At 50.3% G+C, this 22,762-nt stretch carries 24 protein-coding genes and 1 other RNA gene; 7 read left to right on the top strand and 18 right to left on the bottom strand.

The features are described 5' to 3' along the window. The first annotated feature begins 5 nt into the window (after positions 1 to 5). Positions 6 to 218 carry a hypothetical protein gene (locus K0036_RS08950; protein ID WP_220431195.1) on the top strand — a complete coding sequence of 71 codons (213 nt, stop codon included), beginning with the start codon at positions 6 to 8 and terminating at the stop codon, positions 216 to 218. A gap of 81 nt (positions 219 to 299) precedes the next feature. Here K0036_RS08950 and K0036_RS08945 read toward each other — a convergent pair whose 3' ends face one another. Together K0036_RS08945 and pheA are read right to left on the bottom strand one after the other, a co-directional pair. Then, a complete protein-coding gene (locus K0036_RS08945) occupies positions 300 to 1,589 on the bottom strand; it encodes an ATP-binding protein (RefSeq protein WP_173693283.1) in 1,290 nt (429 codons plus the stop codon). Between the two features lie 12 nt (positions 1,590 to 1,601). Then, positions 1,602 to 2,732: a prephenate dehydratase gene (pheA, locus tag K0036_RS08940; RefSeq protein WP_220431194.1), complete on the bottom strand. Its 1,131-nt coding sequence runs from the start codon at positions 2,730 to 2,732 to the stop codon at positions 1,602 to 1,604. An 85-nt stretch (positions 2,733 to 2,817) separates the two neighbouring features. Between pheA and K0036_RS08935 the strand changes: the two genes are divergently transcribed. The 4 genes from K0036_RS08935 to K0036_RS08920 are packed head-to-tail and all read left to right on the top strand — an operon-like array spanning position 2,818 to position 5,182. Continuing rightward, on the top strand, positions 2,818 to 3,201 hold the full coding sequence (locus K0036_RS08935) for a putative ABC transporter permease (protein ID WP_173693281.1): 384 nt from the start codon (positions 2,818 to 2,820) through the stop codon (positions 3,199 to 3,201). Positions 3,202 to 3,260: 59 nt separating this feature from the next. Continuing rightward, positions 3,261 to 3,797, top strand: a complete 537-nt coding sequence (locus K0036_RS08930) for a nitroreductase family protein (RefSeq protein WP_173693280.1) — start codon at positions 3,261 to 3,263, stop codon at positions 3,795 to 3,797. Positions 3,798 to 3,809: 12 nt separating this feature from the next. After that, a complete protein-coding gene (gene pyrB, locus K0036_RS08925) occupies positions 3,810 to 4,727 on the top strand; it encodes an aspartate carbamoyltransferase (RefSeq protein WP_173693279.1) in 918 nt (305 codons plus the stop codon). A 14-nt stretch (positions 4,728 to 4,741) separates the two neighbouring features. After that, positions 4,742 to 5,182, top strand: a complete 441-nt coding sequence (locus K0036_RS08920) for an aspartate carbamoyltransferase regulatory subunit (protein WP_004606233.1) — start codon at positions 4,742 to 4,744, stop codon at positions 5,180 to 5,182. A gap of 117 nt (positions 5,183 to 5,299) precedes the next feature. On the opposite strand, the gene rnpB is transcribed toward K0036_RS08920, so the two are convergent. The 8 genes from rnpB to spoIVA all read right to left on the bottom strand — a co-directional run bounded on the left by rnpB (position 5,300) and on the right by spoIVA (position 10,931). Then, an RNA gene (gene rnpB / locus K0036_RS08915) (RNase P RNA component class A) lies at positions 5,300 to 5,662 on the bottom strand. Positions 5,663 to 5,711: 49 nt separating this feature from the next. Beyond that, positions 5,712 to 6,191, bottom strand: a complete 480-nt coding sequence (gene rnhA, locus K0036_RS08910) for a ribonuclease HI (RefSeq protein WP_173693278.1) — start codon at positions 6,189 to 6,191, stop codon at positions 5,712 to 5,714. A 4-nt stretch (positions 6,192 to 6,195) separates the two neighbouring features. Continuing rightward, positions 6,196 to 6,894 carry an MBL fold metallo-hydrolase gene (locus K0036_RS08905; protein ID WP_173693277.1) on the bottom strand — a complete coding sequence of 233 codons (699 nt, stop codon included), beginning with the start codon at positions 6,892 to 6,894 and terminating at the stop codon, positions 6,196 to 6,198. 2 nt (positions 6,895 to 6,896) lie between these two features. Then, positions 6,897 to 7,367, bottom strand: a complete 471-nt coding sequence (locus K0036_RS08900) for a MogA/MoaB family molybdenum cofactor biosynthesis protein (RefSeq protein WP_173693276.1) — start codon at positions 7,365 to 7,367, stop codon at positions 6,897 to 6,899. A gap of 51 nt (positions 7,368 to 7,418) precedes the next feature. Next, positions 7,419 to 8,096: an LrgB family protein gene (locus K0036_RS08895; protein ID WP_220431193.1), complete on the bottom strand. Its 678-nt coding sequence runs from the start codon at positions 8,094 to 8,096 to the stop codon at positions 7,419 to 7,421. Then, on the bottom strand, positions 8,089 to 8,475 hold the full coding sequence (locus tag K0036_RS08890) for a CidA/LrgA family protein (RefSeq protein WP_220431192.1): 387 nt from the start codon (positions 8,473 to 8,475) through the stop codon (positions 8,089 to 8,091). Before K0036_RS08890 ends, K0036_RS08895 begins: the two co-directional genes overlap by 8 nt. Before the next feature lie 90 nt (positions 8,476 to 8,565). Further along, positions 8,566 to 9,351 (bottom strand): SDR family oxidoreductase, encoded by a 786-nt coding sequence (locus K0036_RS08885; protein WP_220431191.1) that lies wholly within the window; start codon positions 9,349 to 9,351, stop codon positions 8,566 to 8,568. 107 nt (positions 9,352 to 9,458) lie between these two features. Continuing rightward, positions 9,459 to 10,931: a stage IV sporulation protein A gene (spoIVA, locus tag K0036_RS08880; RefSeq protein WP_173693272.1), complete on the bottom strand. Its 1,473-nt coding sequence runs from the start codon at positions 10,929 to 10,931 to the stop codon at positions 9,459 to 9,461. Positions 10,932 to 11,110: 179 nt separating this feature from the next. Between spoIVA and aroD the strand changes: the two genes are divergently transcribed. Further along, positions 11,111 to 11,872 carry a type I 3-dehydroquinate dehydratase gene (gene aroD, locus K0036_RS08875; RefSeq protein WP_173693271.1) on the top strand — a complete coding sequence of 254 codons (762 nt, stop codon included), beginning with the start codon at positions 11,111 to 11,113 and terminating at the stop codon, positions 11,870 to 11,872. 10 nt (positions 11,873 to 11,882) lie between these two features. Here aroD and K0036_RS08870 read toward each other — a convergent pair whose 3' ends face one another. The 5 genes from K0036_RS08870 to K0036_RS08850 all read right to left on the bottom strand — a co-directional run bounded on the left by K0036_RS08870 (position 11,883) and on the right by K0036_RS08850 (position 18,473). Beyond that, on the bottom strand, positions 11,883 to 13,331 hold the full coding sequence (locus tag K0036_RS08870; protein ID WP_220431190.1) for a hypothetical protein: 1,449 nt from the start codon (positions 13,329 to 13,331) through the stop codon (positions 11,883 to 11,885). A 98-nt stretch (positions 13,332 to 13,429) separates the two neighbouring features. Beyond that, a complete protein-coding gene (locus K0036_RS08865) occupies positions 13,430 to 14,707 on the bottom strand; it encodes an MFS transporter (protein ID WP_173693269.1) in 1,278 nt (425 codons plus the stop codon). Between the two features lie 42 nt (positions 14,708 to 14,749). Further along, positions 14,750 to 15,625, bottom strand: coding sequence for a shikimate dehydrogenase (locus tag K0036_RS08860; protein WP_173693268.1), 876 nt, complete (start codon positions 15,623 to 15,625; stop codon positions 14,750 to 14,752). A 17-nt stretch (positions 15,626 to 15,642) separates the two neighbouring features. Further along, positions 15,643 to 17,568 (bottom strand): FAD-dependent oxidoreductase, encoded by a 1,926-nt coding sequence (locus K0036_RS08855; RefSeq protein WP_220431189.1) that lies wholly within the window; start codon positions 17,566 to 17,568, stop codon positions 15,643 to 15,645. A gap of 65 nt (positions 17,569 to 17,633) precedes the next feature. Then, positions 17,634 to 18,473, bottom strand: a complete 840-nt coding sequence (locus K0036_RS08850; protein WP_173693266.1) for a sugar phosphate isomerase/epimerase family protein — start codon at positions 18,471 to 18,473, stop codon at positions 17,634 to 17,636. A gap of 198 nt (positions 18,474 to 18,671) precedes the next feature. Between K0036_RS08850 and K0036_RS08845 the strand changes: the two genes are divergently transcribed. After that, complete coding sequence (locus tag K0036_RS08845) at positions 18,672 to 19,559, top strand: LysR family transcriptional regulator (protein WP_220431188.1); 888 nt, start codon at positions 18,672 to 18,674, stop codon at positions 19,557 to 19,559. Positions 19,560 to 19,642: 83 nt separating this feature from the next. On the opposite strand, the gene K0036_RS08840 is transcribed toward K0036_RS08845, so the two are convergent. Genes K0036_RS08840 through der form a run of 3 tightly spaced genes read right to left on the bottom strand, consistent with a single transcriptional unit; the run spans position 19,643 to position 22,657 of the window. Beyond that, positions 19,643 to 20,656, bottom strand: coding sequence for an NAD(P)H-dependent glycerol-3-phosphate dehydrogenase (locus K0036_RS08840; protein WP_220431187.1), 1,014 nt, complete (start codon positions 20,654 to 20,656; stop codon positions 19,643 to 19,645). A gap of 28 nt (positions 20,657 to 20,684) precedes the next feature. Then, positions 20,685 to 21,326, bottom strand: a complete 642-nt coding sequence (gene plsY, locus K0036_RS08835) for a glycerol-3-phosphate 1-O-acyltransferase PlsY (protein ID WP_220431186.1) — start codon at positions 21,324 to 21,326, stop codon at positions 20,685 to 20,687. Positions 21,327 to 21,328: 2 nt separating this feature from the next. Then, positions 21,329 to 22,657 carry a ribosome biogenesis GTPase Der gene (gene der / locus K0036_RS08830; RefSeq protein ID WP_173693262.1) on the bottom strand — a complete coding sequence of 443 codons (1,329 nt, stop codon included), beginning with the start codon at positions 22,655 to 22,657 and terminating at the stop codon, positions 21,329 to 21,331. Between the last annotated feature and the right edge of the window lie 105 nt (positions 22,658 to 22,762).

Below are 22,762 nucleotides of genomic sequence, written 5' to 3'. Positions count from 1 at the left end.
ACGATATGATGGAGGACGGTCTTATTCTCGAATATGATATCATCGAAGCAAAGATGAAAAAAGAACTCAAAGAAGCAGAGGCTAAAGCCAGTGCTAAGGCAGAAACCAAAGCCCAGCGAGATACCATCCGCAAATTATATTCCAAACTTCAGGATTCCGCCAAGGTGGCCGATCTTCTGGATCTGCCTGTCGACACGGTGGAGGAATCGTTAAACTAAGAAGAACAATTAAGGAGCGTGGATATCAGTTTTCCACGCTCCTTTCCTATGCTTATTTATTTGTACCTCTATTCATCCTTCTTACTGCATTCCGGCCAGATAATCCACAAACTGCTGCGCCGTCCTTCCGGACAGGCCGCCGTGGCTTAATTCCCACTTGTTGGCTTCCAGAAGGAGTTCATCTTCCGGCATGTCTATGCCGCTTTTCTGCGCCAGTTTTCGGACAATCTCCTGGAATTCTTTCTTATCCGGCTTTCCGAAATAGATGGTCACGCCGAATCTGGCCACCAGGGAGAGTTTTTCCTGCACCGTGTCATTGGTGTGCAGTTCTTCATCCCGGTCCGCCTTATCCTTAAAGGTCTCCTTGATCAGATGACGCCTGTTGGAGGTGGCATAGATCAGCACGTTTTCCGGCTTTCGCTCCAGTCCGCCTTCAATCACGGCTTTCAAGTATTTGTATTCGATCTCGAATTCTTCAAAGGACAGGTCATCCATATAGATGATAAATTTATAATTGCGGTTCTTAATCTGGGCGATGATATCGTTCAGATCCTGAAACTGGTGTTTATAGACTTCTATCATGCGAAGGCCCTGGTCATAATACTGGTTCAGGATCGCCTTGATAGAGGAAGACTTTCCAGTCCCTGCGTCACCAAAAAGCAGGCAGTTGTTGGCTTTCCTTCCTTCTACGAAGGCTTTTGTATTGTCGATCAGCTTCTTCTTGGCAATCTCGTATCCTACCAGGTCATCCAGATGCACATGGGCGATCTTGGTAATTGGCACGATCTCGGTGCCCTCTTCCATATGCTCGATCCGAAAGGCTTTGTGAAGCCCGAATTTGCCCACGCCGAATTCTTTATAGAACTGGGTCAGGATCGCCTTGAACTCCTCCGGCGTTTCCGCCTTGGCAAGGCTTCTGCTCAGGTCGCAGATACGGTCCCGGATTCTCTGGTTGAATATCTTGCCGTGTCCGCTGGTACCTGCATAGTCCCGGATCATAGACAGGCAGTCCACGCCCATGGTCTCTTCCAGCGCCTGAAAATCATAGTCAAAGAGTTCCTTAAAGATAGCGAAGTCATGAAGGGCTACTTCGTTGATGCTTCCCTCCACCGGCCCTACGATCTCGCAGGAGGTGCTGTATGCATTCTCATGGCTGGCAAGAAGGTAGGTCAGGTAATTGTGCCACAGGTTTCCTTCGAATCCGTGGCTGACAGCCAGTTCTAATATCTCATTGACCAAATCAAAGAGGAGGCCTTTCATGTCTTCCATATTATAATAATCGTTGGCGTAGTTCTCCATCAGGAAGGTCATATCGTTTAATATCTGGCCTTCTTCCATATGTTTGTACAGCATCAGTTCATTCGTTCTCATTTGGCTCACCTCTTAATAATTTCCCAGTATCTTCAGATTAATGCTTTCTTCCCGCAGGCCGCGGATCGCGTTTTTTACCGCCGGATCCGCCAGATTTCCTTCAAAGTCGATAAAGAAGCGGTATTCCCAGTTCTTCCCTTCTACCGGCCTGGATTCGATCCTGGTCATGTTCAGGTCATTATATATGAAATGAGACAGCAGGTGGTACAAAGAGCCGCTCTCATGCGGCAGTTCGAAGCAGATGCTGATCTTCTTCGCATCTTTCAGGAAGATCTTCTGGTTGGTGACCACGATGAATCTGGTGGAATTCCCATGATCATCATTGATATTATCCGCCAGCACCGCCAGGCCATGCACCTTGGCCGCATAGGCGCTGCACACGGCCGCCTGGGTCTTATCCTGCTCATCCAGCACCTTCTTTGCCGCAATCGCCGTATTGGCCACGCTGATCTGCTGCCAGTCGCCGTGCTCGTCCAGGAAGCGGGATGCCTGCATCAGAGCCACGCCTTTTGAGTATACCCGCTGGATATCCGCCAGTTCTGTTCCCGGTAGTCCGGCAAGCGTATTGACGATCGGAATGATCGTCTCTCCTACGATATAGTTTTCAAATTCCACCAGCAGGTCATACATCTCATCCACAGAGCCTGCCGTAGAGTTCTCGATAGGAAGCACGGCAAAGTCCGCCGCTCCTTCTTCTATGGCTTCCATGGCATCCCGGAAGGTCCGCACGTAAAAGTTGTTGCAGTCCTCCCCAAAGTAATTCTTAGTAGCCGCCTGGCTGTATGCGCCCTCCGTTCCCGGAAATACGATCCTCGCGTTCTTGTCATCCAGGGAGGACACCCCGATAAATGGAAGCCTGCCCAGGGCCCCTGCTTTGACCAGCTGCTGATACTGCAGCTTCCTGCTCATGGACATCAGCTGGTCATAGAGTTCCTGCACCGCTTTCTTATTGAAGTCCGTGGCTACCATCCCGGCCACATCCTGAAGTTTGTCCCGCTCTCTCTGGCGGTCCAGCACTTTTCTTCCATTCTTTACCTTATATTCTCCGACTTCTTCACAGATGCTCATTCTCTCCTCAAAGAGTCTGACCATCTGTTCATCAACCTCGTCTAACCTTATTCTCAGTTCCTCTAACGTTGGCATATCTTTTTCTCCTTCTTTACAAATCAAGTTGTATTATAATACATTTTTGGTATAAAATCTACCTTCCGTTGCCATACTAAGACACATGAAGCATAATTTCTTAACCTGCGGAACCTGTGGGTGGTGCATGGAGATTCTGTTCACCGGCCTGCACTCTCTGCAGAACGAAAATCACAAGCTTACCGGGAATACTTCCATCTGGATGTTCCCTATCTATGGCATGGCCAGTTTCCTTTCTCCCATCTGCAAACGTTTAAAAGGCAAGAGTCTGGTGTTACGGGGAGGTGTATATACTTGCTGCATTTTTATTGGAGAATATATTACCGGCTCTTTCCTGAGGAAATTCGAAGCCTGCCCCTGGGATTACAGCGAAGCCCGGCTGAATGTTAATGGGCTGATCCGCCTCGACTATGCGCCTCTCTGGTTCGGCGCAGGATTGTTGTTTGAAAAAATTCTCTGCAGACGTTGAAAATCTTTCATATTTATTATATGATGTATGAAAGATTTTCAATATGGGAGGAAAACGAGATGAATACCACTGAATGTATTAGAACCAGAAGAAGCATCCGGAAGTTTAAGCCGGACCCGATAGACCATTTTCTATTAGAATCCATAATATCTACTGCATCCTATTCTCCTTCTTGGAAGAACAGTCAGATCGTCCGTTATATCGCAATTGAAGATTCTTCTATTCTTAATTCAATCATAAACAATTACACCCCAGATTTTAATTCTAATATTATCCGGCAGGCACCAATGCTGATTGCTGTATCCTTTGTCAAAGGCTGTTGCGGTTTTGAGCGTGACGGCTCCTTTACCACAAAGAAGGGCGACCGCTGGCAGATGTTCGATGCAGGCATTGCTGTACAGACGTTCTGCCTTGCCGCCCATGAGGCCGGACTTGGAACCGTTATTATGGGAATCTGGGATGAGGATGGCATCACAGAACTTCTGGATCTTCCAAAGGACCAGGAACTAGCTGCTCTGATCGCCATCGGCCACCCGGACATCCATCCGGATGCGCCCGGGCGCAAATCTGTTGATGAATTATTAACATATCGATAAGAGGAGGTTTATATGAGACATTTGATGAGTCCACTGGATTTTTCCGTGGAAGAATTAGACAAACTTATGGATCTTGCAGGGGACATTGAGGCAAATCCTGAAAAATACGCCCACGCGTGCGAGGGTAAGAAACTGGCAACGCTCTTCTACGAGCCAAGTACCAGGACAAGGCTCAGCCATGAGGCTGCCATGCTGAACCTGGGGGGAAGCATCCTCGGATTTTCTTCCGCTGACTCCAGTTCCGCAGCCAAGGGCGAGAGCGTTTCCGATACGATCCGTACCATCTCCTGCTATGCGGACATCTGCGCCATGCGCCATCCCAAGGAAGGCGCGCCTATGGTGGCATGCCGCCACTCTTCGATTCCGGTGATCAACGCGGGGGACGGCGGGCATCAGCACCCGACCCAGACTCTGACCGATCTTCTGACCATCCGGTCTTTAAAGGGTCATCTGGATCACATGACCATTGGCCTGTGCGGAGACTTGAAGTTTGGGCGTACCGTCCACTCGCTTATCCATGCCCTGGTCAGATATCCGGGAATCAAGTTCGTGCTCATTTCCCCGGAAGAGTTGAGGCTTCCAGGCTACATCCGCTCTGACGTGCTGGATCAGAAGCAGGTGGAATATGAGGAGGTCGTCCGCCTGGAGGATGCGCTTCCGAAACTGGATCTTCTGTATATGACCCGCGTTCAGAAGGAACGTTTCTTCAATGAGGAAGATTACGTGCGCATGAAGGATTTCTATATCCTGGATGCCAAGAAGATGGAACTTGCGCCAAAAGACATGTATGTGCTGCATCCCCTTCCGAGGGTCAATGAGATCTCCGTCGAGGTTGACAAGGATCCAAGAGCGGCGTATTTTAGGCAGATGCAGTATGGCGTATACATACGCATGGCATTGATCTTGACGCTATTAGGAATCGAAGTATAGGGAGGAAATCAATTATGGTAAAAAACACTTTGAATGTAGGCCGGATTGATGAAGGCTTTGTATTGGATCATATCCAGGCAGGCCGATGCATGGATATCTATAAATACCTGCATCTGGATAAACTAGACTGCTGTGTCGCGATCATCAAGAATGCCAAGAGCAACAAGATGGGCAAGAAGGATATCATGAAGATTGAATGCCCTATAGACTTCATTGACCTGGACATCCTTGGATTCATTGACCACAACATCACCATCAACATTATCCAGGATTCCCAAATCGTTGACAAGAAGCGTCTCCATCTTCCAAAGGAGATTGTCAACGTGATACGGTGCAAGAATCCCAGATGCATCACTTCCATCGAGCAGGAACTGGATCACATCTTCGTGCTTACGGATAAGGAAAATGAGATCTACCGCTGCAAGTACTGCGAAGAGAAGTATGACGGCCGATAGGCGCCGCATCTTTATTCATAAGCAGGCAGACAACTTTACAGGCCATGGACCGGCAGATGTTTTTCATCCTGCCAGACCATGGCCTGTTTTTATAGTCCTGTTTCATTTTTTATTCTAAAGGCAAGCAAGACGATAAGCCGGGTTATGTCGTTGAGTAATCATCTATCTAGACCTCCCGTTGCCGGAAGGTTCCAGCGACCTACCTAAGACGTGACGGGCCGCCACATCGTCTTTATCCGGTCTTGCTTCGGATGGGGTTTACATGTGCCCCTGCTGTTACCAGCAAGGCGGTAGTCTCTTACACTGCCCTTCCACCCTTACCTGCCGGGAACAAACTGTCCCCTCAGGCGGTATATTTCTGTTGCACTGGCCTTGGAGTCGCCTCCACCGGACGTTATCCGGCATCCTGCCCTGTGAAGCCCGGACTTTCCTCACCTGCGGCCTTTCGGCGCTTGCAGCTGCGATTACTTGTCTTACTTGCCTTGGTTACTATATCATAATTTTTTCTAAAAAACAAATAAAATATGATTTATGCAGGGGTTCCTTCATCCTCGATCAGCGCATCCCCGTCGGCAGCCGTGGTTGCCAATGTATCGCACCGCTCATTCTGGGGATGCCCGTCATGGCCTTTGACCCAGATGAACTGAACCTGGTGGGGGGCCTTCGCCTTCAGAAGCCTCTGCCACAGGTCAATATTCTTCACCGGCTCATTCTTTCCCCTCTTCCAGCCCTTCTTGATCCATCCGTCAATCCAGTGCTGGTTGAATGCGTCCACCACATATTTCGAATCGGAGTACAGTTCCACCTGGCAGGGCCGGTTAAGCGCCTCCAGCCCGGCGATCACCGCCATCAGCTCCATACGGTTGTTGGTGGTCCGCTTATAGCCTTGGGACAGTTCCCGGGTATGTAATTCCCCCTTGGAATCCACATACTCCAGAACCGTGCCGTAGCCTCCAGGCCCATCCGGGTTGCCCCTCGCCGCCCCGTCCGTATATATCTTTACCTGCATCTTCCTACTCCTTCCTCTCTTCCAGTTCAAACACCTGCTGCGTCCTGGTGATATGCATGACCTTCTGCCGGTATCCTTCCGATTCCGGCCGTTCCATCAGACGCTCATAAGCCTCATATCTCCCCCACATATGCATTGGGAATACATGACTCGTATCCGTATGCCGCATGAAATAGTCCATTCCCCAGAAGAACTGTTCGCCCTGGCGAAGATCCAGAGGAAGGAACGCTGCGTCAATCCTTTCGCCCTCGATCTTGCCTATCTCATACTGATAATTGCGGCGCATCATCTCATTGTAGGCCTCGCTTTCATCCTCCCAGTGCCACCAGTTCAGATCCCCCGCGTGGAATATGGTCATCTCTTTGAAGCGCACAAAGAACGCCACGCCCTCATCCGTAGAGCGAAGCGTCCGGATCTTCATCCCATCCAGTTCGATCTCCTTGCGGGGCTCCAGATAGATCGTTCTGCCTTTTGGCCCCCGGTCCGTAATATCGCTGGACAGAATATATTTGACATTCTCATATGCATCCGACCACCGGAATATCTTCCGCTTAAAATGATCATAATGCCCATGGCTTGCGAATACATACACTTTTTTCTCTGCAGGTATATCTGGAAGCCGCCCCTTATAGTAATCAAATATCATGACCACGTCTTCATGCTCGATTGTAAATCCACTGTGTTCCAGATACGTAATTTTCATTTTTATGCCTCTCCCTTGATCACATTCACAGCATGTACCAGTTCGGGAAGCAGATATCTGAGGCTTTCCTTTACCGCCCCGGCCTTGCCTGGGAGATTCACGATCAGCACATCCTGGCGGATTCCCGCTGCGGCCCGGTTGAGCATGGAACGCTTGGTGAGCTTCATGGTGTGCGCCCGCATTGCCTCCGGTATCCCTAGAAGCGGCCGTTCAACAACGTCCATAGTAGCCTCCGGCGTGCAGTCCATAGGGCCGCATCCGGCGCCTCCCGTGGTCAGGATCAAGTCTGTCAGATGATTGTCGGCCATCCTCTGCATCACTGTTGACAGTACCTTCCGGTCTGTAGGCAATGCCCGCATGAATACGATCTCAAGCCCTGCCTCCTCTACAATCTTCTTAATTACTTCTCCACTTTCATTTTCTTCCCTGCCTCTGTATATGTCTGTGTTTGCTGTAATAATTGCGACCCTCATACTGTACCTCCATACTTTTCTCTGTTGTTTTCTATTAGAATATTAACCCTTTTACAAAAATAATGCAATGATTACGGTGCAGATTCCTGCAACTCCCATTGCTACTCCGCTTACGGCTCCTTCTACTTCCCCCATCTCAAGCGCCTTGGACGTCCCGATCGCGTGGCTGGCCGTTCCAAATGCCACGCCGATGGCCACCGGATCCTTTAGTTTCAGCATCTTGATAATAAACGGATGGAGGATGGCGCCTCCCGTCCCGCAGATAATGACCGCCATCATGGTAATGGACTCTATCCCTCCAAGCTGGGATGACACATCCAGCGCGATCGCCGTGGTCACCGACTTTGGAAGCAGGGAGTGCATCATGTCTGCGTGCAGGGCCAGCAGCCTGCATAATGCCACCGTGCTTCCCATAGATAGGATGCTTCCCATCAGGCAGCCGATCACGATAGGAAAGAACTGCTCTTTGAGCACCTTTCTCTGGCGGTAGATGGACAGTCCCAGCATGGCTGTCACGGGCACCAGGAACATGGAGACAAACTGGGCGCCTTCCATGTAGTCATCATAGGATATATGCAGGATCTTGAGCACCAGCACGCAGATCACCATGGCGATCAGAAGCGGGTTGGCGATGGGCGTCCTGGCCTTCCTTGCGGCCACGCCTCCAATATAGAATGCCATCACCGACAGCAGGATTCCGAACAAAGGATTGGACCATAGACTACTCATCTGCCTGTCCTCCCTTCCCCGCCAGCCTCTTCATGCACATCTGCACGATACGCACGCTGGCATAGGTTCCCAGAAATGTCATCACCAGCGAGATGCACACCACGATCAAGAATCCCGCCAGCTGGCCTTTCAGCAGCCCGAAATCTTCCACCATGCCGATTGAAATCGGCACGAACACCAGCGCCATATTCGACAGCAGGAAGTCTCCGGTCTCCCGGATATGCTCTTCTTTCAGTATCTTCGTAAACAGCAGAAGCGCCAGAATCAGGATTGCCATAACGCTGCTTGGAAATGCGATCGGCAGCAGCGACACGATGTATTCCGCCGCAAGACAGATTGCCAGGATGATCCCCAGCTGCTTTAATATTTTTGCACTCATAACTTTTCCTTCTCTCATTTGTGTAAAGACTATCCCGGTTATTATAGCAAAAAAAAGCGTCAGGTTCTACCCCTGACGCCATTTTTACCTTTACTTCCCCGCATCCGTCAGAATCCCGGGCCTCACTCCCAGCCCCATGGTGGCATCGATCATCGCCCCATGCAGAACGGTGGATTCATCCTTCATCAGCTCGCACACCCAGTAAGCGATCTCTTCTGGCCTGGTAAGCCGCTTCTTTGCCTGCGACTCATCGAACTTCCTGCGTTCCTCCGGGGACATCCACTGAAGGGTGCTGGAATAGAACATGGGCGTCTCCACCGACCCTGGACAGATACAGAATACGTCGATGGGCGTGTGGGTGTTCTCCACCGCCACCTGCCTTGCAAGGAAAGCCACGGCCGCCTTGCTCATGCCGTCGCTGGGCGTAAATTTCGGAAATGCGCTGATTCCTCCGTTTACCGAGGACAGGAATACGATCTTCGTCTTCTCCGTCTTCTTTTCCAGCATGCCTTGTATCTTCTTATAGATCCATAGCGGACCCAGCGCATTCACGGTCATAAGCGCCAGGTCCTCCTGGGCGTTCAGAACACCGCCTTCCTCCGTATACTCTTTGACCGTCCCGGAGCCTAAGGCGGCGTTAAAGATTACGCCATACCACTCATGCTCGGTCAGGAAATCCGCCTTCTCGATCTCTTCTGCCTTACCCTGATCCAACTTGTGTCCGTAGACCTGCCCCGGATACCGTTCCATCAGTTCTTTTGCCTTTTCTTCGGACCTGCGGTAGGTAAAATGCACCTCATATCCTTGCCCCGCCAGTCGTATCAGCGTCTCAAGCCCCATCCCCTGGGTTGCGCCCGTCACCAGTACCTTCTTCATTCCTATTCCTCCTTCGCCTTGCTGCCCTGCAAACTTCCCGGACACTTTTTGTATAAGTATACTATATACAACTTGACGACCAGAGTCAAATGAACCTGCATCCGAGCCTAGATGATGATGCACACCAGCCCGCCGTTGCTGTCATTGACGATCTTCTGCATGGTATCCTGCAGTTTTTCCTGGCTCTCGTCATTGATCATTGCCATTTTATTCTGCATGCCATCCATCACCAGTTCTTCGATGGATTTGCCAAAAATATTCGTACTCCAGATGCCTCCTTCGCTCTCCTTGGCATCCTTGATATAGCGGATCAGGTCTTCTGCCTGCTGCTCGCTTCCCACGATAGGCGCTATCTCCGTCTCGATATTGGCGCGGATCAGATGAATGGACGGAGCCTCGGAATGAATCTTTACGCCAAACTTATTCCCCTGCTTGATGATGGCAGGCTCTTCCAGCACGATCTCTTCCTTCTTGGGGCTGACTACGCCGTAGCCCTTCATGCGCACCGCTGTAAATGCATCCCGCACGCCTTCATACTCTTCCTTTAACCGGGACAGATCCCGCATGGCCGCAATCAGCTCATACTGGCCCGCAATATGGGTGCCCGTCAGTTCGCTGAGCATCTCGTAGTAGAACCGGTCAGCCACGCTGATCCGAACTCTCACGCATCCGGTATCCATTTCGATCTGGTCTACCTTCATCTCGTCAATATAAGGACTATCCGGCGTCTGAATTCCCGCGGCTGCGTCCTTGATCTCGCCGAACCGATCCATAACTTCTTTAATATGTACCAGCATATCCTGCTTGATTCTATGATCCCTTGGAAGCATCTCCACCCACTTGGGAATAAAGAACTGCACTTCCGATACCGGGAATTCATACAGCACCGCTTCCATGATCTGGTAGATATCCTCTTCTTTTAACTGTTCGCAGTTTACCGGCATGGCTTTGACGCCAAAGTTTGCTTCCAGTTCCGCTGCCACCCCTCTCGCCTCGTCATTAAAAGGCTTCTTGGAATTCACCAGCACTACGAAAGGCTTTCCGATGTTCTGCAGTTCCCGGATGGTCTTTTCTTCCGCCTCCTTATACCCCTCCCGCGGGATATCGGTAATGCTGCCGTCCGTGGTTACCACGATGCCTATGGTGGCATGGTCGTGGATGACCTTGCGCGTTCCGATGGTGGCCGCTTTTGTAAATGGGATCTCATAGTCGAACCAGGGCGTCTTCACCATGCGTTCTTCATTGCCTTCCACGTGTCCGGAAGCGCCGTCTACCATATAGCCGACACAGTCGATCAGACGGACATTGACCGTCACATCATCCGAAAGTTTGATCTGCGCCGCTTCTTTTGGCACGAATTTGGGCTCTGTGGTCATGATGGTGCGCCCGGAGGCAGACTGCGGCAATTCATCCTTGGTCCGCGCCTTGCCGTTCTCATCCTCCATATGAGGGAGTACCAGCATATCCATGAAACGTTTGATAAATGTGGACTTCCCTGTCCTTACCGGTCCCACCACTCCTATGTATATCTCTCCATTTGTTCTGGCTTGTATATCTTTGTACAACTGAAACGTATTCATTCTAATACCCCCTTGTTATGCTGATATCAATGTATGCCGCATATTCCGGTTTTAGACTAAGTTTTTATAGGCGCAGACTATCATTTCTCTGAATAATTGTAATTTGACTTTCCCTTCCTATTGATATTACAATAACAGCAGCACAAGCAATAGATACAGCAACGAAAAGGAGAGACTCTATGAATACGGTAAAAGTAAGAAATCTGGAATTAGGCGCGGGCATTCCCGCCATCTGCATTCCCAATGTGGGAAAGACCCGGGATGAGATATTGTCTTTCGCCGGGCAATATAGGAATATGCACATGGATCTGATGGAATGGCGCATGGACTGGTACGAAGATGTGGAAGATACGGACAAGGTACTGGACGTGCTATCGAATCTCAGAAGTCTATTAAAGGACATGCCGCTTCTTGCCACCTTCCGTACAGTGAAGGAAGGCGGAGTCCACGGCATGCCCAGGGAAACATACATTGCGCTCAATAAGGCAGTGGCTGCCTCAGGTCATGCAGACCTTATCGATGTGGAGATATTCACAGGCGACGAAGATGTCCGGGATATGATCGCGTCCATCCATGCCTGTGGCGCCAAAGTCATTGGCTCCAACCATGACTTTGACAAAACGCCGGCCAAATCAGACATTGTCTTTCGGCTGCGCAAGATGCAGGATATGGGGGCTGACATTCCTAAGATTGCCGTCATGCCAAAGAGCCGCAAGGATGTCCTAACCTTGCTTGCCGCCACGGAAGAGATGGCTTCCTGCTACGCTGACAGGCCCATCATCACCATGTCCATGTCAGGGCTTGGCAGCATCAGCCGTATCTCCTGCGAGGTATTCGGCTCCTGCCTGACCTTTGGCTCCGGCTCTAAGGCATCCGCTCCCGGCCAGATTGGCGCAGAGGAACTGTACCAGGTTCTCCATACCGTGCATCAGGCGTTATAAGAGGAGTTCTTTACTCCTCTTTCCACGCTTCTGCCGTTCTTTCGATGGCCATGCGGCGGATTTCCTCATCTCTCTTGCGATCAATGGCTTCCAGTTCTTCCGTCGTAGGAACGCCCAGGCTCTTCTTCTGGAATTCCATGTTAGACAGAATGAAGTTAAGGGCAAATCCCACCAGAAGCGCCCAGCCGGATCCTTTAAATGCCAGCACCGCAGCCATGATCCCGGCAATACTCTTGTCTGTGTTGGACTTGCAGTATTCCATGCCGATCCTTGCGCAGACATAAGCCTGGAACAGCAGCGTGATGGCGGATCCTACGCCCATGATCGGCTTCATGAAGGATACGATCGGCACCAGGATCACGCTTAAGAAGGTAGCCATACGGAAGGAACTCATGCCTCCGATCAAGGACTTCATGGCCTTCTTTCCTTCCCGGTAACGCATTGCGACGGAAACCGTCATGCCAACCCACAATGGGCCGGACAGCGGCGGAAATGGCGCGAATATGGCAAGGATCAGGTTCCGGAGGCCGCTGATCAGGTTGGAGCGGCTGGAATTAAAGTCAATATACTCATCATCCCTGCTCTCCTGCGCTTCTTTTACCAGCGTCTCGCTGGTTACAAAGTCTCCGAACGCCAGGACATAGCAGATCAGTGCAAGCGGCAATGCCTTAATAAACATGGACAGCGGCGGGAACCCTACCGCGAATATGCTGACTGTATGGAACATATTCGAAAAATCTGGAATTCTAATGACTGACCCCATCTCCAGAACGGGCTTTGCCAGTTCTCCCAGAGCCACGCCAAGAAGCATGGCGATCAGGTATGGGAACAGATTTCCATACTTAGCCATCACATCCAGAATCTTATATTTCCCTCTCTTCTTCTCGCAGAAGGGCGAGAAGCTTAAGAATGCCAGAAGCAGAGTTCCTGCCAGCGTCGCTACGGGAGCCGTCAGCAGCTGGCTGCCTTCTTCTAACTGTCCCTGAATAACGGTAATCGGCGCAGCGAGAAGGATTCCCCCCTTGACCGAGGTCGGGACGCTTCTTACAAACTTGTCTGCCAGTTTCGTGACACCCATAAACAAGAATATGAATGCCACCAGAAGTTGTACGGCGATCATCGCCTGGATGCGCTGCGGCCCTTTTTCGAACCCGCTGATGAACGCTAAGGTAAATGGCAGCGTCGGCGTGATCCAGCCAGGCACCACTGGATCTCCCAGCCAGCCGTGAAGCATGTATAAGGCCACTTCCAGAATAACGCAGCTCCATGCCAGTTCATAGGGCAGCCCCAGATAGTCCGTCAAATATGGGATTGAACTAAGGGCTGTCGCTCCCAGGATCAGTCCTTGAAAGAACTCCACATATTCCACGCGGTAATGTACGCCTGGTATTCTCCATTGGAAAGGCCCAAGAGGAATATAAGGGAGTTCATTTGATTTTCTCGCTCTTCTTGCACTCATGATCGAGTACCCTCCTTAATCTTCTTTCGTCTATTTTTTAACAAATCAAGTCAATAAGGAACTCTGCCTTTGGAACCAAAGGCAGAGTGACGCACGGATTATTCCGACATTGCGCTCTTTCCAAATATTTTCTTATGCTGTCCCACCAGATAGAACATCATCACCGTCGCGATAACGGATGCTGCAAGCAGCAGGCCCATCATCGTGTAGATGGCTGACGTCTCGCCGATAGACTTGGTCATTGCGGATACGATGTATGGAAGGAAGCAGCTTGCCAGTCCCATCCATGTATAGTAGATTCCGGTATTTCTTCCCTTCGGGCCCGGGCACATCAGCTGGCGTACGCCAAGTCCTGTCTGAAGCGCTCCGCCGGCTGCAAAGAATCCAAGCAGGGCAATCGCCACATAGATGACTCCTACATTCTTTACAAGAAGCACGATCGCCAGCGCAACTGCCGTAAACACGGAATCAATCAGAACTACCTTCAGCGGATTCCATTTCAGCTTGCCCATCATGATTGCCCAGAATACGACGGCAATGATCGAGCCAACCGTATAGATGGATGTCATGCCTGCCGCCTGCATTTCCGTCAGTCCGCAGTTTGTCATTCCAAAGGCCTTGGTATATTGCTGCGCGCCATACATGATGAACATGCACAGGAATCCATAGAACATAGTAATAAAGTTTACCAATCCATTCGGCTTAACCAGCATGCTGGCTTTTGCCGCGTCGATCTCGGCCTGGGCTGCGTTCTTCGTCTCCCCATCCGCGGTCTTTACCGTCTCTTTCATATCATCGTCATAGGCAAATGGAGCAATGACTGCCAGTACGACGCATACAACGGACATCACAAGCGGAATCCATACATTGATGTGCCAGTTCCCGGAGTTGGAGAAATGTACGGCCATCAATGGATAGATAATGCCGGATACGGATACGAATGCCTTGATTCCGATTAACGCAGAACCGGCAAATCTTGGCTCAACAGCTTCCTGTACCGCCGGATATAAGGATGCATCCCAGAATCCGGAAGTCGCCACGCCTGCCAGGAATGCGCATACGCATGCTACCGTGAAGTTTGTTGAGAACAGCAGGCCAGCAAAGCACACGATATAGAGTATGCCTCCGGCAACCGCCATCTTCTTACGTCCTATTTTATCAGATATTTCTCCGCCAAGCCACACCGTCAGGAATTTTCCAAAACCTGTCGCTGTGATGGCCAGAGATACTGCTGCTGCTCCTGCCACTTCGTCTGTATATCCCCATTGGGTGAAGAAGTTTACTTTATTCTGTGACAGAATAATTGCCTGGATGCCATGGGTGAAATATGCCATATATACCATAGCCATAGAAAGAATATACTTCTTTGCTCTCATCCTCTCATTCTCCTTTTCTCTATCATTCTCTTTTGAATTCTGCTATTTGGCCTGCTCAGCCTGGAATTTATTATATTCCTCAAGCGGCATCTTCTTGCCTACGAACAGTTCGTAGTTCACCGCTCCCTGCTGCTGGAGCATTCCTTTTCCGCCAATTGCCTTGCATCCTGCCTCTTCCGCCTCCAGGATCATCTTCGTCTTCTCCGGGCTGTATACGGTATCGGCCACGACCAGATCCTTGCGGTATAAGGACTTGTCGATGAGAGAGATATCATCGTGAGGCTTCATTCCCATCGTCGTCGCATTGATGACGATATCGCAGTTATTTACTGCCTCGGCAAGTTTTTCCTTGTCTTCCAGGTCATTCACCGTAACGACGCACTCCGGGCATTTCTCGGCAAGCTTATCTTTGGTGCCCTCGGCCCTGTCAAAGAATTTGTCCTTGACATTGAAGATGGCTACTTCTTTTGCGCCGTCTAATGCCAGCTGTACCTGGATCGCCGTTGCGGCCCCGCCTGCGCCTAATACTACCGTCTTTTTACCTTTTACGTCAACCCCGTTGACTTCCAGATTTTTTACGAATCCTACGCCGTCTGTCACATGGCCCGTAATCACGCCATTGTCATTGACGAATACGTTGCAGGCTCCGATGATCTCGGCTGCCGGTGATAATTTGTCTACCAGTTCTGCCGCAATGTTCTTGCAAGGCATCGTAAAGTTTCCTCCGCGCATATTCAGCAGGCGGATGGTTTCAAATACCTTTGGCATCTGCTCTTCTGTCACGTCAAATGCCAGATATGCATAGTCCAGCCCGTCGTGCTGGAAGCTGAAGTTGTACATTGCAGGAGAGCCTGAATGTCCAACCGGCGTTCCGAATAGTCCCATTAATCCTGTGTGTCCGGATATTCTCTTTTCCATCGTCTTATCTTTCCTCCTTATATCTGCATTGCCGCTGCGTATGCTTCCTTAGTAGCGTCCAGTGCCCGGCGCGCTCTTGTGGCATCTCCCACGACATATACTTCCTGTCCTAACTCTTCCAGCTGTTCTGCAAATGGATTGTAGTTTCTGAATCCCATGGATAATACGACAGAGTCGAATCCTCTTACCTCATGCCGTTCTCCGTCCGGAGACTCATATTCCACGCCGTCATCATAGAAACGGCATACTTTTGCATTTACAATCTGCTCTACTTTATACTCATCGAAATCCTTCATCACATATTTGCGGTGCTCGGTGATCATGTCTGCGCCCATCTTGTCGCGGAATTCAATGATGGATACCTGATGCTGCTGCTCTCCTAAGAAGGCTGCGATCTCGCATCCCACCATTCCGCCGCCGACTACCAGAACCTTTTCTCCTGCCGCTCTCTTGCCATCCAGAAGGTCGGAGCCGTGGATGATTGCAGGATTGTCGATTCCCTCGATTGGAAGGATCAGCGTCTTGGAACCGGTGGATACTACGACTGCATCCGGTTTTTCTGCTTTTACAAGATCCAGGTCTGCCTCCTGATTCATCACGATCTTAACGCCTGCCTTCTGGCATCTTACGATGTAGCTTCGGATCATGTTGGAGATATCGCCTTTTCCAGGAGGGTACGCAGCCAGACGCATGTTGCCGCCCAGTTTATCCGTACTCTCATATAAGGTTACGTCGTGGCCTCTTTCCGCGCAGATGAATGCCGCGCACATGCCGGCTACGCCGCCGCCGATGACCATGACCTTCTTAGACTTCTCTGCCTTCGGATACCCTTCTGACTCATGACCCAGAAATGGGTTGGTCAGGCAGCAGATAGGCTCTCCTTTGTACATATTGGCCACGCATCCCTGCAGGCAGGCGATACATGGAGTCAGATCCTCAAGCCTTTCTTCCATTGCCTTTTCCGGCATATGGGGATCTGCCAGTGACTGGCGTCCGAATGCCACCAGGTCGGCACGGCCTTCCTTAACCAGAAGTTCTGCATACTGAGGCTCTGTGAATCTTCCGACCGTGATCACTGGTATGCTGACTGCCTTCTTGATCTCGGATACCAGATCTGCTGAGAATCCTCCGTGGATCGTCGTAGGCGCCCACATATATTCGTCTTTGATATGTACCGCGCGGGATACGTGAAGCGCCTGAACGCCGCATTCTTCCAAATATGCCGCGATGGCCGCGCTGTCATGTACATCCAGTCCTCCCAGGACTTCATCGGCGCTGTTGATGCGGGCGATGATCGCTACCTTGTCTCCAACCGCCTTCTTCACTGCTTCTACGATCAGGCGCGGGAAGCGCATCCTGTTCTCGAAGTTTCCGCCAAACTCATCCACGCGCTTGTTGGTTCTAGGAGACATGAAGGAACTTACCAGATAGCCGTGAGCCATATGAATCTCTACGGCATCCGCGCCGCCTTCCATGGCGCGTCTTGCTGCCTCTGCATAGCCTTCTACCAGTTCATATACCTGAGCGGTAGGCACTTCTTCCGGCGTGTCTCTTCCTACCGTAGATGGGATGGCTGTTGCCGCCTGGATTGGCGCGCCTGCATTCTTTGCATTTCCTTCCGGCCCTGCGTTCTGCAGCTGGATAGAGACTTTAGCGCCCTCTGCATGACAGGCATCCGTAATCTTCTTCAGGCTTGCGATGCTGCTGTCATCGTACAGGCAAGGCTTTCTCGGGCCTCCCTTGGCTCCTTTATGTACAACAGTCGCCTCGATGGTAACCAGGCCAAACTGGCCTTTCGCACGTTCCGCATAATATGCGACAGACTGGTCGCTCCAGCATCCGTCCGCATTTGCGAAGTTATTGCCCATCGGCGGAACTACGAAACGGTTCTTTACAGTCATTGGTCCAATCTGGATTGGCTTGAACATATTTTCAAATTTCATATCATTTCCTCGCTCTCAATTTATTGCTTGTCACAAGAATTATCACTTATGTATTCTGTATCGTTTTAGGCTTCCAGAATCTCCGGCCATGCTTCCTTCAATACTTTCACGGTATTGTCATAAGTATGCGCTGCAGCTTCTTTCAGGCCTCTTGACAGGATCTCGTCAGAGATGACCTCAACGCCTACCACCTTAGGATCGATTCCAGCTTCCTTGATCATCTTTACGAATCCTGCCGTATCCTTTGCTCCGGTTCCCGGTGCGAGACGGTCATGCATGGATTCGTCTCTTAAGATCGTCTTTGCGTATGGCCTCTCGTAAGCATCGTTGATCTGGATGGAGATGACTTTCTTAGCCTGCTCTTCTGTCAGGATGTCGTAGGACTGGTCTGCTCTTACCCAGTGCCATGTATCCAGGATCAGCATCGCATTGTCGCATCCGGATGCCTGAACTACGTCAAATCCTTTTTTGAGATCCGGGATTCCGCTGTATGGCATTGGCTCAACGCCGATAATGTACTTTCCTGCCCTCTGGCATAATTCCTTTAACTTCTGAGCCGTATACTCCACAGAATAGTTTTCCATAAGCCCGCAGTTGATATGGCCTACTCCAAAGAGTTCGCACATATGGAAGCACATCTGCTCTTTGTACTTCTGCTCGTAGGAACGGTGTTCCTCTGCCCACTGTACGATGTACTCTACCTCGGTAACCTTGATTCCGTGCTTATCCAGGATTGCTAAGATGTCTTCATCGTGAAGTCCTTCATTCAATGCGTCCACATAGGTCTCTGCCCTCAGGCCGATTCCCTCATACCCAGCCTCTTTCGCTGCGATGACCCGTTCCTCAAATTTGCACTGGTCTCCCAATGTCCATGAACTTACTGTAATTGGATTTTTTCTTGACATAATACGTTTCTCCTTCCATTGTTAAAATTGAACATGATTCTTCTATTTTGCTGGTTCAATCTTGTGATTTTTACTATGCTTTGATTATATTCCATCGTTAAATTAAAAACAAATTGTTAATATTGACCGAATCCATAGATTTTGTTTATAGTTCATGTTAGAATATAGTCAAAATCGGAAAACAAGGGAGAAATCATAATGAATCTTTACCACCTTAGATACTTTGTGACGCTGGCACATCTGGAGCATTATACCAAGGCCGCGGAAATATTAGCGATTACCCAGCCAAGCCTTAGTCATGCCATCGCATCCCTGGAAAAGGAACTGGGCGTAATGCTCTTTGAAAAAGAAGGACGCAACGTTGTCCTGACCAAATGCGGCCAGGCTTTCCTGACTGATGTGGAACATGCGCTTGATATGCTGGATTCCAGCGTCAACAAGCTGCAGATGACCGGAAGCGGCGAAGGACGTATTGACATCGTCCAGCTCAGAGTGCTCAGCAGCATCATCGTCCCCGGCTTCGTAAAAGGATTCCTGGATTCCAAGCCGGACAAGAATATCGACTTCCATTTCCATGGCTCCACGGGTATGTCTACCGACATGATCCAGGGCCTGAAAGACCGGAAATACGACGTTGCCTTCTGTTCCATGCTGGATCATGAGCCGCTTATTGAGTTCGTGCCGATCGCCCGCCAGGAACTGGTCTTAGTCGTACCGAATGGACACCCGCTTGAGTCCAGGGATCGCATAGATCTTAAGGAAACTCTTGAATATCCTCAGATTGCCTTCTCAAAGCGCAGCGGCCTGCGGCCTGTGATAGACAAGCTGTTCGACAAATGCGGCGGCCGGCCGGAATATGTATATTCGGTGGAAGAAGATCAAGCCGTGGCCGGGCTTGCGGGGGCAGGATTTGGCATCGCCGTGGTTCCCAATATGCCGGTGCTTAACTATATGCCGGTGAAGATTATACAGATTGAAAAGCCTACCTGGGAGAGGGTCTTCTACATGGCCACTCTCAAGAATGTCTACCAGGCGCCAGTCATAAATGAATTCAGGAAATATGTGATAGAACATGCGGATTTATAATCCCTATTGGAATATTTTTTTACACGCAAAAGCACCCGGTACATCGAATCTGTACCGGGTGCCTTATTTTATTATGCCTTATCCTATTCTTTCCATGGCAGCGCCGTATGCTCGGCCTTGCTGTCTCTTAGCATCAGTTCATTGACCGCTTCTCTCGGATCCTTTCCTTCGAAGAGGACTTCATTGACCTTGTCGATGATTGGCAGGGAAACTCCATATTCCTTCCCTAACTTGACTGCCGCTTTGGTAGAATATACCCCTTCTACCACCATTTTGACCTCGTCCATGGCTTCTTGCATAGACATTCCTTGTCCAATCAGATAGCCTGCCTTACGGTTACGGCTATGCACGCTGGCGCAGGTTACGATCAGGTCGCCAATTCCAGTCAGGCCGGTAAAACTCTCAATGGCCCCGCCCATCTTGACGCCCAGCCTTGCGATCTCCGCAATGCCTCTGGTAATAAGCGCCGCCTTCGTATTATCTCCATAGCCAAGGCCGTCTGCAATCCCTGCAGCAAGGGCAATGACATTCTTAAACGATCCGCCCAGTTCCATCCCCAGCATATCCGGACTGGTGTACACGCGGAACACCTCGTTCATGAACATATCCTGCAGATACTCCGCCGTCTCTTTTGTCTTTGCGCCAATCACGACGATGGTCGGCAGCCCTCTGCCTACCTCTTCCGCATGGCTTGGGCCCGATAATACAGCCACGTTCGCCTGCGGGATCTCCTCTTCAATCTGCTGGGACAGGGTCATCAGAGTGCTCTCCTCAATTCCTTTTGCCACATCCACGATGATCTGCCCTTCTGCTACATAATGCTTCATATTGCGCGCCGTGCTGCGCGTAAATGGAGACGGCACCGCCAGAACGATAAAGTCTTTCCCCTTGATGGCGGATTCCATCTGCGATGTAAACTCCATATCATCCGGAATCTTTACGCCAGGCAGTTTGGACTCATGCTCCCGTTTTGTGGAAAGCATCTTCACTTCGTCCTCATTGATAGACCATACCGTCACATTGTGCCCGTTCTTGTGGAGCAGAAGCGCCAGCGCGGTACCCCAGCTGCCTGCTCCCATAATACCTACATTTGCCATAATGTTCACGTTCCTTTCATACTTTGTGCTATTTCTTGCCGACACTTAGCTTATTCTCCGTGCCGGTTAATAGTCTCTTAATGTTCTCCCTGTGCTTAAAGAAGGCAGACAGCATCAAAAATGCCGCGATCCCATACATCTCGTAGAGATAATTCTGCGCCACATGGAATCCTCCCATCTGTCCGTAGATCACCACTTCCACAAGATAGATGATGACCACCAGAAGCGAACCAAGCGACACATACCTGGTGATCCCCACGACTCCCACGAACGCCACCAGGCAGATCAGTACCATCCACACATTGGTGGTGCTCAGAATCAGTCCTCCTGTAGCCGCAATTCCCTTGCCCCCTTTGAATTTGAGGTAGAAGGGGTAATTGTGCCCCAGCACAGCTCCCATGCCCGCATACATGGCAAGAAGCGGTATCATGTCCGCCTGGCTCTTCCCATAGAGCAGGTGCACCACGACCACCGCAAACACGCACTTAAAGCAGTCGCCCAAAAGCGTTACAAGGCCGGCCTTCCAGCCCATGGTGCGAAGGGCGTTGGTAGATCCCGCGTTGCCGCTCCCCTGCTTTCTGATGTCTACGTGATGAAGCTTGCCGTACAGATATCCGGTCTGCAATAATCCAAATGCGTATCCTATAATCACACATATGAAACGTTCCATAACTAGCGATCCTTATCCTTTCTTTCCCGTACAAAGAACTTCAATGAAGTTCCTCTGAATCCAAATGCCTCGCGAATCTTATTCTCCAAATACCTGGTATAGGAGAAATGCATCAATTCCTTGTCATTCACGAATATGACGAATGTCGGAGGCTTCACAGCCACCTGGGTAATGTAATACAGCTTCAGCCTTTTCCCTTTGTCTGACGGCGGCTGCTGCATTGCCACGGCCTCGGCCATGATCTCGTTGAGCACGCCGGTAGCTACCCGAAGCGTCTGGTTTTCAATTACCATGTCTATCTTGTCATATAATTTGTTCAAACGCTGCCCTGTCTCGGCAGATACATACATGATCTCCGCATAAGGCATGAATGACAGCACGCGGCGGACTTCGCTGTCATACTCCCGCATCGTCTTGTCATTCTTTTCTATAGCATCCCATTTATTTACCACGATGATGATGCCCTTGCCCCGCTCATGGGCAATTCCCGCAATCTTTGCATCCTGCTCTGTCACGCCTTCGGTGGCGTCGATCACGATCAGCACCACGTCTGCCCGCTCTACCGCCGTTACCGTACGGATAATGCTGTAGCGCTCCAGTTCTTCCTTAATCTTGTTCTTCCTGCGAAGGCCGGCGGTGTCTATGAATACATATTCCTTCCCATTGTGCACGATATCTGTGTCGATCGCATCCCGGGTCGTCCCCGCGATATCCGATACGATGACGCGCTGTTCTCCCAAGAGTTTGTTGATGATGGAGGATTTTCCTACATTCGGCTTTCCTACGATTGCTATCCTTGGACGCTCATCCTCTTCTTCCTCCCCGGCATGATCCGGGAAATGCTCCGCCACCTGATCCAGCATATCGCCGATCCCCAGGCGGGACGCCGCGGATATGGGCACCGGATCGCCGATTCCCAGATTATAGAACTCATATACATCCGGCATAAACTTGTCAAAATTATCTACTTTATTAACCACCAGGACTACCGGCTTGCCGGAGCGCCTGAGCATGTCCGCCACCTTGGAATCCGAATCTACCAGTCCCTGGCGCACGTCAGTAATGAAGATGATCACGTCTGCCGTGTCGATGGCAATCTGTGCCTGCTCGCGCATCTGGGACAGGATGATGTCTTTGCTCTCCGGCTCGATCCCGCCTGTATCAATCAGCGTGAAGTCCTTATCAAGCCAGTTCACATCCGCGTAGATACGGTCCCTGGTCACTCCGGGCGTATCCTTGACGATGGATATCATACCACCTGCCAATACATTAAAAAGGGTCGATTTTCCAACATTGGGTCTTCCCACAATTGCTACTACTGGTTTACTCATTTTATATCTCCTCTATCTTACTTTCTTCGTTGACCATACTCCATTATACATTACCTTTCCCAAATAGTCCAATCTGTAGTTGACCTTTTTATAGGAAAAGTGATA

The sequence above is a fragment of the [Clostridium] scindens genome, assembly GCF_019597925.1.
In the GTDB taxonomy this organism is placed as follows: domain Bacteria; phylum Bacillota; class Clostridia; order Lachnospirales; family Lachnospiraceae; genus Clostridium_AP.
This window is presented reverse-complemented; position numbering and strand designations above follow the sequence as displayed.